The sequence below is a fragment of the Nostoc sp. DSM 114160 genome, assembly GCF_053470305.1.
Genome location: NZ_JBPFGO010000001.1, coordinates 3,587,830 through 3,601,253 on the forward strand (window position 1 = coordinate 3,587,830; position 13,424 = coordinate 3,601,253).

Annotated in this window: 4 protein-coding genes and 1 pseudogene; 1 reads left to right on the forward strand and 4 read right to left on the reverse strand. The window is 41.1% G+C overall.

Annotation, left to right across the window (positions count from 1 at the left end; all coding sequences use genetic code 11):
• Positions 1-31: 31 nt before the first annotated feature.
• The 4 genes and pseudogenes from NSTCB13_RS15855 to NSTCB13_RS15870 form a co-directional block, all read right to left on the reverse strand.
• A pseudogene (locus NSTCB13_RS15855) lies at positions 32-4,929 on the reverse strand (amino acid adenylation domain-containing protein).
• Complete coding sequence (locus tag NSTCB13_RS15860; RefSeq protein WP_448272931.1) at positions 4,930-9,159, reverse strand: SDR family NAD(P)-dependent oxidoreductase; 4,230 nt, start codon at positions 9,157-9,159, stop codon at positions 4,930-4,932.
• Positions 9,160-9,425: 266 nt separating this feature from the next.
• A complete protein-coding gene (locus NSTCB13_RS15865; RefSeq protein WP_445627746.1) occupies positions 9,426-9,821 on the reverse strand; it encodes a hypothetical protein in 396 nt (131 codons plus the stop codon).
• 287 nt (positions 9,822-10,108) lie between these two features.
• Entirely contained in the window at positions 10,109-12,235 is a 2,127-nt protein-coding gene (locus NSTCB13_RS15870) for a patatin-like phospholipase family protein (RefSeq protein ID WP_448272932.1), read from the reverse strand.
• An 852-nt stretch (positions 12,236-13,087) separates the two neighbouring features.
• Here NSTCB13_RS15870 and NSTCB13_RS15875 point away from each other — a divergent pair.
• Positions 13,088-13,228, forward strand: a complete 141-nt coding sequence (locus tag NSTCB13_RS15875) for a hypothetical protein (RefSeq protein WP_448265463.1) — start codon at positions 13,088-13,090, stop codon at positions 13,226-13,228.
• The last annotated feature ends 196 nt before the right edge of the window (positions 13,229-13,424 follow it).

The following is a 13,424-nucleotide window of genomic DNA, read 5'->3' on the forward strand; positions in this document are numbered from 1 at the left end:
AATTTGGTTTTAAATGTAGACGACTTTATTTTTAATTAATTTCTGCTAGCAGTTCGTCCAAAGCTTCTTGGCTAAACTCAACTTCTGGGAAATCTGAAGGAGTATAGCCACCTGCCTCTGGGGATAAACAGTGGGCAATAATAGTTTCTAAGGTTTCTATATACTCATTAGCCAGATTTTCTACAGTGGCCCGGCTATGGAAATGCTCGCTATATTGCCATTCCAGTTTCAGCCTGCCTTCAACGACTAATCCATTCACTGTTAACAAATGGCGGCGTTGTCCTTTAGGGCTGTGAATGGAACCGCAAGACTCTTGAGCATATTTCCAGCCAAGGGTTGCTAACTGCGTTTGGTCAAATTGACCCAAGTAGTTAAAGCTCACCTCAGCTCGGGGTAGGACTGGTATAGGTAGTTTTTCTCCCCTGCTCCCTGCTCCTCTGCTCCCCTGCTCCCCTGCTCCCCTGCTCCCCTGCTCCCCTGCTCCCTGCCCCCTGCCCCCTGCTTTTTCACTGCGATCGCTCTCATCCAGCCTAAGATAGCGCCAGATGCCATAATCAATACCCCGGTTAGGAATACTTCGCAGTTGCTCTTTGACCGACTTGAGAACCTCTCCGGTATCGAAACGATCCTCAAGTTTTAACAGCACAGGGAATATACTAGTAAACCAGCCTACAGTACGAGACAAGTCCACATCCTCAAACAAGTCCTCTCGTCCATGACCCTTCTAAGTCAATCAATAAAGAGTGAGAACCCGTCCAACGAGTGAAAGTTTGCACCAACGCGGTCAATAGCACATCGTTAATTTGAGTATTGTAAGCTCCAGGGACATCCTGTAATAGAGCGCGAGTCTGTTCTCCACTCAGGTATACAGATACAATCCGACTGGAAGCTACAGTATTATCTTGGGCAACAGCAGCATAATCCAACGGTAAAAGAGCAATTGGCAACTGCATTGAGTCCAGCCAGTAATCTAGCTGTGAGTATTCTTGAGAGCGGGCATAATCCTGCAATCGAATTGCCCAATCCTTAAAGGAAGTTGTTTTTGCAGGTAGTTGGATACTTTTGCCAGTTTCTAATTGTTTGTATGCTCCAGATAAATCTTCTAACAATATTCGCCACGAGATCCCATCTACAGCCAAGTGATGGATGACGATGAGTAAACGTCCGGGAGAATTGCCTAAATGAAATAGAACGACCCGCATTAGCGGCCCATCTGCTAAGTTCAGCGTCCTTTGTGCTGCGTCTGCCCTTGCTTCTATTGTCCTTAACTGTTCTGCTTGGGGCAGATCAGACAAATCTGCAATACCCAACGATACGCCATCGCTCACATCACTGTTGTACTGCTGCCATTGCCCCTCCTGCTGCACAAACCGCAGGCGTAAAGCATCGTGATGGTACAGTAATTTTTGTAGTGCCTGCTTTAATAACTCCGGTTGCAAATTTGCGGGAACTTCTAGCAGGAAGGATTGGTTAAAGTGATGAGGTTCCGGCAGATTTTGCCCAAAGAACCAGTGCTGAATCGGTGTTAGAGGGACAACCCCTGTAACTAAACTTTGTTCTGATTGAACCAAGTTAATTGTACCAGCAACAGCAGCTAATTCAGCAATTGTTTGGTGTTGAAAAAGTTGTTTCGGAGTCAGCTTGAGTCCGGCTTGATTAGCTTTAGCAATAATTTGCATACTAATGATGGAATCCCCGCCCAATTCAAAGAAATTGTCGTGGATACCGACTTGTTTAAGTACCAAAACATCCCGCCAAATCTTTGCCAAGACTTCTTGAGTATGGGTGTGGGGGGAGACAAAGCCAGTAGATTCATCGAACTCGAACTCTGGTACTGGTAATGCACGACGGTCTACTTTGCCGTTGGGGGTAATCGGCAAAGCTTCTAGAACTGTGAAGGATGCAGGTACCATGTAACTGGGGAGCTTTGACTTGAGAAACAGACGTAGCTCATTACTGGTTGGCTGTGTCAATTCTGGGATGATATATGCTGCCAAACTCTTAATACTAGGTTTATCTTCTCTGGCAAGCACAACAGCATCGCGTACCTGTGGGTGTTGAGTCAAAGCCGCTTCAATTTCCGAAAGTTCAATGCGAAAGCCACGAATTTTAACTTGGTTATCAATGCGACCCAAGAATTCTATATTGCCATCGGCTTGGTAGCGAACCAAATCGCCTGTTCGATAAAGCCGCTCTTTTATTTCTCCCCTGCTCCCTGCTCCCTGCTCCCCTGCCCCTCTGCCTCTTTGGAAAGGATTACGAATGAATCTTTCAGCCGTCAAGTCGGGACGGTGGAGGTAGCCTCGTGCCAAGCTCTCACCACCGATGTACAATTCTCCAGTCACACCAATGGGTACAGGCTGCAACAGGGAATCGAGTATATAAACTTGAGTATTAGCGATCGCCCCCCCAATCGCAGGTGGTATATAGTCTTGTTGGCTTTTAGGAACAGTACCAGATGTTGTGACTACAGTATTCTCTGTTGGGCCGTAATTATTCACCACCTTAAAGGGATGAGCAGCCGAAGGATATTGATGAAGTTGATCCCCACCTGTGAGTAAAGTCCGCAAAGCAGCATTCGCCGGCCAATTTAATGATAGAATTTTCTCGGCCATTGGTGTCGGTAGGAAACTAATGGTTATTGCCTTTGACAACAACCAATCTCGTAGTTGCTCAGGGTAAAGCCGGGTTTCATCATTGGGAAAGTGAATGCTAGCTCCAGCAGTCAGATAAGGCCAGATTTCCCAACCACAAGCGTCAAATGCGACTCCCGCAATTTGTGTTGCTCGGTCAAGCGGCGACACTGCAAAAGCTTGTTGATGCCAAAAGACGAGATTTAACAATCCTCGATGTTCAATTTGCACTCCTTTGGGTTTGCCAGTGGAACCGGAAGTGTAAATCACATAAGCCAGATTGTCAGTTGTTGCTGTGTGGAGTAAATTCTCTACACTGGTGCTGAAGATTGCTGTGTCGCTATCCAGACAAATCACCTGCGCTTGATGTGACGGTAGCGTTGCGACCAAGCTTTCCTGGGTCAACAGTACTTTAACTTGGGCATCTTCTAGCATAAACGCCAACCGCTCTTGGGGATATGCTGGGTCAAGCGGTACATAAGCCCCACCAGCCTTGAGAATGCCCAGCAATCCTACTATCATTAAGGGCGAACGCTCAACACAAATTCCCACCAGTACTTCTGCACCAACACCTAAAGATTGCAGATGATGCGCCAACTGATTGGCGCGGAGGTTCAACTGTTGGTATGTCAGAGACTCGTCCTCATAGACCCACAGCTAATGCATTTGGCGTTTTTTCAACCTGCTCCTCAAACAACTGATGGATGCATTTGCTGTCAGGATAAGGCGTATAAGTATCATTCCATTCCACTAGCAACTGATGACGTTCGCACTCAGTCAGTAGTGGTAACTCAGCAATAGGTTGATTGGGATTAGCAATAATCGCTGCTAACAAAGTCTGGAAATGACTTGTCATCCTCGCAATGGTATCTGGCTCAAAGAGGTCGCTGTTATATTCCCACGAACCCATCAATCCTGCTTTTGTCTGCCAAACTGCCAAGCTCAAATCAAACTGAGATGTCTCCCTTTTTACCAGTTGGGGAGTCAAGGTAAGATTAGGCAACTCTAATGTATCTAACGAGAAATTCTCTAAGACAAACATCACCTGGAAAAGGGGATTGTAGCTCAGAGATCGTTCTGGTTGCAACGCTTCTACTACTTGTTCAAAAGGAACATCCTGATGACTGTAAGCAGAGGTTGCAACTTGTCGCGCTTGAGAGAGAAACTCATAAAAACTAGGATTTCCCTCAATCCGGTGACGCAGTACCAATGTATTGACAAAAAAGCCAATCAATGGTTCTATATCTTTACGGTTGCGGTTGGCGATCGCGCTACCGATGCAGATATCATCCTGACCACTGTAACGAAACATTAAAACTACAAAAGCCGCCAGTAAGGTATGAAATAAGGTAGCTCCTGACTGTTGGCTGAAGGTTTTGATTTGCTTGCTCAAATTCTGGTCAATTTGAAATTCTTTGGTAGCACCACAAAAAGTCTGAACGGGGGGACGCGGTTTGTCTGTGGGTAGTTCTAATAAGGGTGTAGCACCAGCTAACTGTTGCTTCCAGTAATTCAGTTGTTGTTTTTGAACTGACTCAGTTAACCACTGTCGCTGCCAAACTGCAAAATCAGCATACTGGATAGGCAACTCAGAAAGGAGCAAAGGGGAACTAAGAGTAAAAGCTCGGTAGAGGTTGGACAACTCTTTGATGAATATCCCCATTGACCAGCCATCCGTGATGATGTGGTGCATAGTCAATACCAGGATATGGGACTCTGGCCCCAGTCGTAGTAAAGCGATTCGCAACAAAGGGCCATTACTCAAATCAAAAGGTTGGCCAGCTTCTTTTTTGACAATCTGTTGTACCTCTGATGCTTCTAAACCTTGCAAGTCTAGAACTGGCATGGCGATCGCCAAGCTGGGAGAAATTACCTGCAAAGGTTTTCCATCTACTGCTGGAAATGTTGTTCGCAGAATTTCGTGACGACGGATGATTTCGTTGATACTCTGCTCAAGAGCTTCTGTGTTGAGTACACCTTGAAGGCGTAGCTGGCAACTCTCATTATAAAATGGGCTTTGACTCTCTAATTGATAGAGAAACCACATTCTCTGCTGGGCAAAGGATAAGGGCAACTCCTCAGAACGCTGCATAGATGGTATTGGTTCAAAGGAGGAGTCTGTTGCAGTCTTAGCTTCTTCTAGAAAAGCCAGGATTTCTGATTTTCGCTCTAGCAGTTGGTTTTTCAGGTCTGGGTTCATCACTTGCTTGGGAGCGCGATAGTTTAACTGGTCGCCTTCCAACCAAATTTTTATGCCTAAACTATTTAAATAAGATACAAATTCTATTGTTGTCATTTATAATACGCCTCCCTCATATTCTTCTTCTGCGTCATCAATAGCTACATTCCACTTGCTGACGACAGTTAGCAGCGCCTCAAGACTTTCTCCCAAACCAGCTACAGTTGGGGATGCAAAAAAACGATTTGGCGACAATTCAACAGAAAAAGCCTCGCGCAAGCGAGAAATGACTTGGAAGGCTAGCAAAGAATTTCCTCCCAGTTGAAAGAAGTTGTCGTAAACACTAATCTGGGGTATTTTTAAAATTTCTTGCCAGATTTGAGCTATTTGCCGTTCCGTTTCGTTTCGGGGAGCGATCGCTTTTTGAGTTATACCCTTAGTCAATAATTCTCGATTGATTTCACCATTAGCGGTGAGGGGCATTTGCGATAGTTGCACGAAGTCACAGTTAACGGTTGTTCCGAAGCGATCGCGTACCATCAAATCTGATAACTCTGGTACGATAGAACCGTTACTCGTAGTGAAATAGGCAGTTAATTTCTGTAATTCTGGAAACTCAGAGGTGAAACGGCGAATTTTGGGATTGCTGCCATCTAAACCGACTATTAGTTGGGCTTGGTCGTGATATAAACCAGCCAAAAAGGAATATAATCCTTGTTGCAAACTCATCTCATAATAGCCTTGAGCGCGGGTGATTTCTTGCCTCTGATAACCTTTATTGATTCCTGTATCACGCCAATTTGTCCAAGCAAAGCAATAGCTGTGCAACCCACCAATAAAACGTTGATATTGATTAAAGCTTTCCAAAAAATTGTTAGCAGCAGCATAAGCCGAAATTGTCGCTCCACCAAAGAAACTTGCTAAAGAAGAAAAGCTAATGAAAATCCCCTGTCCTTGCTTCTTAAGTACCTGATGTAGCACCCAAGTGCCTAACACTTTAGGTTGCAAAATTGCAGCTAAACTCTGTGGTGTTTCATTCACTAGCATTTGTTCGTGATAAGTTCCCGCCAGATGAATCACGCCATCTAGTTGGCATCCCCAGTTAGCCTTGGCTTTTTCCACCACTTGTTGCACGGCTTGAAAGTCGCAGATATCCACTGCTTCATAAATCACGGAGCCAAGCTGCTTTAATTCCTGATAAACCTTGACTTTTTCTAATGAGACATTTGATAAACGAGTCCGACCTACTAATAATAATTTGGCATTAAAAAACTGAATTAGATATTTAGCAGTTTCAACCGCAACACCTCCAAGCCCACCACTTATCAGATACATTCCCCCCACTTTTAAGGGAAGTTCTTGCTTTGCTTTTTTTTGCAGATTAACTTTTTCTAAACCTGCAATTAAACGTTCTCCATCCCGGTAAGCAACCTCTTGGTCTTTTGATAAAACCTGGAGTTCTTGTAAAACATAGTTACCATCTGCCTGTATTAAATTTGGTGTCAAATCTATGTGACGGCAATTTAACCAGGGTATTTCTTGAGGAATAGTTTTAATGACACCGAGAACTGGAGATTTTTCATAAGCAATCTTGTCTGTTGGCTGCGTAGACTGGGTATAGCTAGAAACAAACAATAACTGTAAATCTGGGATTTGAGTTTTTGCTATGGCTTGGACAAGAAATAACAAACTGTAGATTCCCTGTTCTTGCGCTTTTTCCAGAGCTGCTAGGCTTTTGATTTCTCCGCTATACTCTTGATAATTCCACAGATGGAGAATCTGACCAATGGTCTGTTTCTCTGCCTTGATTGTGTCAAGTAAGAGCTGATAATGCTCTGCATTTCCAGGAGTTAAAAAGAAGTGATGGGAACTTTTTTTAGCAAAATCAGAGCCGGGTGAAACACACAAATATGGCAGGTTTTGCTGTTCTAATTGCTGACAAACAAATGTCCCCAATCCTAACTCGTCGAGGAAGACTATAGTTAGACAACCTTGAGGTAAAGCTTTTAGAAGCTTGGCTTTCTTACGTCGCCAGACTTTTTGATAGAACCAGTCAGGAATAGTATTAGTATTATTTAGTAATATATCAATTTGTTTGATAATGTGGTTAAACTCACCTGCACCAAAGCGATTGCGAAGTTGCGATCGCTGGATTTTACCAATAACAGTTTTGGGTATATCTTCTTTAGGTAATAAAATTAAATAATCAGGATTCAACCCGATTTTACTGACGACTGCCTGCCGAATTTTAGTTAGTAGTTCTAATAGTTTTTGGTCTTCTGTAATTGGCGAATTAAAGAAAATGGCTAGTTTCTCCGTTGTATCATCAGCATCGCAGACTGCACAAGCGGCGGTGTAAGACACTTCAATTTCGCCAATTTCTTCAACTACTGCTTCAATTTCATGACTGTAGTAGTTAGCTCCATTGATGATAATAGTTTCTTTCGCGCGACCAGTAACCACCAATTGTCCGTTGGCAATGAATCCTAAATCTCCAGTATCAAACCAGCCCTCTTTTAAAAATGATTGACTGTTGGCATCGTGGTTGTTGTAATATCCTGGAGAAACTGCATCACCTTTGACTTGCAAACGACCTATGGTGTCTTCTTTTAATACAGAGTTGTTATTATCTACTATGCGAATGGTAATTCCCGGAATAACTGAACCTAAATCAGTAAAAATATGATGATTTAGATGGTCTATTTCTACTCGTTTAATAGTACTTTGCAATCTAGATTTGTCTACCCTATGGAACAACAAAGGTGCTTCTTGGTGCGGCTGATAATATGTAATCCCTGAACCCATCTCTGCCATCCCAAAAGCTGGTCTAATTGCCGTTGCTTTGAGTCCGTAAGTCACTAAATTTTCTTGAAAATCCTCCACAGCTTTACTGGATACTGCTTCACCAGCTGTTAGTAGGAATTTTACGCAAGATAAGTTCCAGTTTTGTTCTGGTTCTTGTTTAAAAGAGTCATTAACTATGGCATAAGCAAAATTGGAGGCCCAGCTATGAGTAATCCGGTATTTATGGATTAAATCTAACCAGTTGAGGATGCGACCTAAGATATATTCTTTTTGTGCGTAAACTAGGGTACAACCGATTTCTACACCACGAATATGCCAGTCGGAAATGCTGCCAATGTGATCGAACGGTAGCCAATTCAAAATTACATCTTCTGGCTCGTGTTGATTAAGTTTATTGGCCCCTCTGGCGCGAGCAATGAGATTTTGATGAGTCAATTGAACGCATTTTGGAATTCCTGTACTACCAGAAGTTAAGTTAAAAAGAGCTACTTCATCTGGTTGACTCTGGTGATATTGTGTGCTGGCAGTGTTGTCTTTTAATGCTTCAATCGTGTCTATTTTTAGGCGTTCTTCTGGTAGCCATTGCGATAGTAATTCTACCTCTTGTTTGAGAGCTTCCGTAGTTAAGATGACTGGACTATCTAAGAACTGCCAAATATGACAAAGCTTATCCACCACCTTGTTTGATTCTCTATAAGTTGGTGACACTTCCATGATTACGGGTACAAAGCCTCCCAGTAGGCAGCCCCAAAAGGTAGGAATAATGTCACAATTAAGTTCCATTTGCAATATAACTTTGTTTTTTGGCTTGAGTCCCAATTTTCTCAAACCAGTAAGAATTCGCTTTGCAACTTCAAGTAACTCAGCGTAGGATTGGCGTAGTTCTGTTCCATCGGGCAACAGGTAAATAATTTCCCCACCTGTAGCCTGTTGAGCAGTTCTTTGCAAAACTTCGGGTAAGGTAATAGGTGCATTGGGATCGTCAGGGAGAATACCACCGTAGCTGATGGCAAGTGGTTTTAGTTCAAAGAAATGTTGTTGTGTACTGGGTTGGGAGTCTTTGGGAACTGGGGAAAAGTTAACAATTGCATTTTTGTTTTGCCAATCTGGGAGCAAATCTGACAAATGGAGTGAGGGGATCTGCTTTCTCAACTCCTGCACTACTATCACTGCCTGTTCGATTCTGCGATCAAAATTAAGTTGGTTTTCTACTCGCTCAATTAAAATTTCATCAATAACAGGAATGTTGCTCAAAGCTAATTCGTCTACATCTCCTGTGGCAGTTAAAGGTAGATGAGACACTGATACCAAAGCTCTTGGTAGTAATGCTTCATCGCATATATCTTGAAGATAAGAGCGAATTTGTTCTAGTGAAATATTTGAACTTGAAACAATATATAGTATGACTTCTAGGGAAAATATTTTTTTAATAATTACTGTACATTCGTTTATTGAAGTTTTATCCAATAAAACTAATTCAAAATCATTTTTAATTTGCTGTATTTTCTCTAAATCTAAACTTTTTTTTTCTGAAAAATTCATTTGATTATCAACCCATACTGTATACAAGTGGTGGTTAAAAACTATAAATTGAATGAATTAGTGCAGAACAAGTTTTTAGGTTTTAATCTGTTCCTGTTTAAATATATTTTCAGGCTGCATTGCATGATTTTGAATAATGGCCTTTGAGGGTTTAATCCGATAGAAGTCGGACTCAGAGGCCATTTTATTATTTGAGAGTAATTAAGCGCGATCGCACTTAATTTAGTAACATTTTGTTGGTAGTCTCAACAAATGTAACAGTAAAATTATTCCTCGACGATTTCAATTGTTTTTGGCGGCTGAACATCTTCAAAATTCTCAGTGATTGTTGGGTTCAGTTCATTTTTTAGTTTGAGTTTTAGATCCTCTGTAATCGGTAAATCTTTAATTTCTTTGAGGAGATATCTCACAGATTCGGTTTTACGACGTTCTGTATAAATGTTCTTGAGAACTGCTTCAATTCCAAATCCCGCTATAGCTTCCCCTACAAGTGTTGTCAAACCAAGCACACCTAGACCGCCGATGATGCCAAACGGGCCTCCCAACCCCGCCAGGGCAGCTACAACGCCGTAACCACCCGCCAAACCTGATGCAGAAACTGCAATTACCAAAAGTATGCCAGGAAGACCCAAAGCAGCGATTTTTTTAACGACTTCATCCATTGGAATTACCTTAAATCCTTACATTCTTGGTTAAATCTTGATTAAGGGTAATAGAATTTATTCACCCTTACTTGCTAGCTTAGTACTTGATCGAGATGGTGACTAATTTTTCCTTGTACAAAATTGAGTGCTGAGTGAGGAGTTAGGAGTTAGGAGTTAAGAGTTAGGAGTTAGGAGTTTTATTTATCTCCTTGTCTCCCTTGTCTCCCTTGTCCCCTTGTCCCCCTTGTCTCCCTTGTCTCCCTTGTCCCCTTGTCTCCCTCATCTCCTCGTCCCCTGCCTGTTTTTTAGGCTGACAAAATACTACATAACTCATCGATTTGTTGACTTCTTTCTGTAATCAGTCGATGGGCTATAGTTTGTAGCTGACGAATATTTTCTGATTTGACATTATCTATGTCTTCTAACTCACCTGTGAGGAATGTTTGAAATCTATAATAAGAGCCTCTGATTTCTTTTTCAGTAGACTCAAATAAGTGTTCTAATTCTCCGGCTACAACTTCACTACCACCGTCCATAACAATGTTTAAAAGAGGTTTTACCCATTGCAATTGTCCCCAATTTTTGACATCGTTATACTTGTAGACACTCGTCAGTGAACCTGTACCCAAGGAAACTAATAAGATATCGTTGGTATGTAGCGCTGTTCTTTGAGTTTGTCTACTGATTTTCGCTTCTGTAATCGCCAAGCTTGCTGGATTATTAGCAACCAATCCTCCATCTACTAAATTATAAAAGCCACTAGGATTATGAGAAGTCGCAACTCGATAGGGAGGAAAATAAGTAGGTGTCGCACTAGTTGCCATTGCCGCATCTTTGAGTGTAAAACCGACACTCACCTTCCGAAACTTTTTAGATTCTATCTGTTGTTTTTCGATTTTGTTGGTAAAGAATATTGGAATTCGCTGTTCGATATCGTAGCTAGTGACGAAAACTTCTTTAAGATTATTTTCTAGAGGGGTATTACCAAAATATTTGTTGATAATTTCCTCTCTGCCATCAGACGCATATTTGGGCTGAGTAAACATATCTTCAAGAGGGCCGAGCAGATGTTCAAAAAATGGCTCGTAAAATATCTCAGCCCCATATTCGACATATAATTTAACCATCTGTTCAGCACTGTACTGAGCTTGTGGCTCACTTTCAGATATAGATGGATCTAAACTTAATTGGGGTTTAGTCAATCCTAGTGCCAGAATTCCTCCGGTTGAAGTGCCTGCAATTAAGTCGAATAAACTAAAAATCGGTTTTTGTGTGCGCTTTTCAATTTCTGCTAATATTAGCGCTGGGATAATGCCTCGAATACCGCCTCCATCAATGGAAAGAATTTTATATCTAGGATTGGCTGTAGTAATCATAGTTTTTTGCGATCGCTCCTGAGTTAATTTTTGTGATCTTTTGGGCTGTTGGATATCGGTTGGAACTTGACTTTCAGTTGCTTGAACTATTTCGACTTTCTCCTCTTGCTTTGGCTGGGAAGTTTGAATGTTGGTATTTTCACTCTGCTTCTTTGACCCTTTTTTTCCCTTTCCTGTAGTCGAGGCTACGGGAGTGGGAGTTGCAAGAACGTCGTTTTCTACATCTGGGGAAACTTCAATGGATTGCTGCGAGTCAGCTTGGCCAACAGCAGTTAGTTCAGTGGAGAAAACCTCTGCAACTGACTGGTTCTCTTCTGGGGAATTGCTTGTTGTCTGGCTCTGGTTCGATGATTGGGTAATTCCAAATGGAATTTGTGCTAAACCCCAACTGGGATTACCATGCAAAGTTCCATTATGAGTATTTTCAGTCTGGTCTTTGACGGTCGATCCTTCTCCTTCATTTAACATCCAATAAGCAACTAATCCTTGTTCATTGCCGATTAGAGGCCCAGAGCGGTGTGTTTGGATTTCCACTGGCGGACAGGGATAATTCCAGACGCTAATGTTAGCTAATTGACCTGTGAAGTATATACTGTTGTGTAAAGTCGCGCCCAGAGTTACAGGACTAGTTGCTTTGTTTAAAGAGTCACCTGTCAAATAGCCAAAATATTCATGCTCATCAAGGTGTATAGTCAGTTGACCCCGATTAAAAACAATAGCAAAGAAGTGCCATTGTCCGACAGTTAATTCTCCATTGCCAAAGGTTCTGATAACCTTCTCAACCTTCTCATCAATATATATATCTAAGTTTCCTGATTCATTGATGCCAAACTCAAAGTTATCACTATATCGGTCTGAGGAACGCGCAAAAAAAACATTGTGCGTTCCGTATGTAGTGGCTTGATTTTTTAGTTCTTGAGGATTAATCCATCCAGAAATCGTAAAGGCTGAACTACCCTCAGCAAAAACACCACCAATATCATTCCTGCCAAAATTTATATAATCATCTTGACCATCAAATGTTATAACTGATTGGCTATATACCTGTGTTGTCACGATATTTTAATCTCCAAATAAGAGTAGAACTGAAGAAAGTCCTTAGTGACGATTAAAATTTATGGCGATCGCTTGAATAATGGGGTGTACTCAGATTGCTATCATCGTCCATCGTCGCACTCTCTACGACTGATTATACCAGTATGGCTGCGCTCCCTATTAGTTCCCATATCTCACTTACCATTAAGATTTTTCCAATTCAAATCTTGGCAACTATTAAATAATATTACTAAACCTTTCTCAACTTATAACTTATTTAAAATTATAATTCATTGCAATTTTTTTAATTATTGCTCAAATATTCAAAATTTATGTTCATTGTATCAAAAACATAGTTTATTTGGATTTTTAAGTCAAGATATTTATTTAAATATTTACTTAAATTTATAGAATTATTCTGCTTTAAATCTTGGCGAACAACATAAATTGTTGACGATTGCTGTCTTAACTGTCTTAACTGTCTTAACTGTCTTAACTGTCTTCAACGAATTGTTTGAAATGCTGTTGCATTTTATTGAGAAAAATGAGATGATTCTTTAACTGAAATTTTCAGTATGTTACTTTCAAGAAAGTAAGTTTGTTTCAACGATATAAAAATCTGCTTTTATTTCTGAAATTATTTGCGTGGTGCGCGTTGGCGTTCGCGTTAGCATCTCTGAAAGAGAAGCCTCTCCTAGAGAGGCGCAAGCGCGATCGAGAGGGAACTTTTAACAGGAGAGAAAAGTTAGAGGTGTACTGAGTTTTTTCACGCAATCAAATATGAGTCCTATAAATTAGTTTTTATCAAAAAAGAGTAAAATCATCAGTTAGATCGAGGGTAATTCTGCTGCGGTTGCAGCTATTCTTATACCATTGGGAAATCCATTTAATATCGTCGGAGGTATTGGGCTATTTGGTTTAATAACGGTTGAAGGGGATGCTGTAGCAGAATATGGACTTGAAGCTGTTGTTAAAGATATTTATCAAGAACCTAACAAAACTGAATTTGTTTAATTGGTCTTTAAAGAAATTAAAGATTTGCTGATTACAATAGACTTAGCTGATTAAGGATTAATGCTGAAGACGTAGAGATGAAAAAAAATTGAAATTGTTAAGAAATGATTTTGAGGGCTAGCTGTTACCTAATGTCAACCCACTTTTAGCAGAAGTTTAGTTAGGTAATGTTAATTATTGAAGAGCGGACTTTAAA

Bases quoted from the DNA above. Each gene is read 5' to 3' on its own strand.
- NSTCB13_RS15860 (WP_448272931.1), bottom strand. From the start codon at position 9,159: ATGAATTTTTCAGAAAAAAAAAGTTTAGATTTAGAGAAAATACAGCAA.
- NSTCB13_RS15865 (WP_445627746.1), bottom strand. From the start codon at position 9,821: ATGGATGAAGTCGTTAAAAAAATCGCTGCTTTGGGTCTTCCTGGCATA.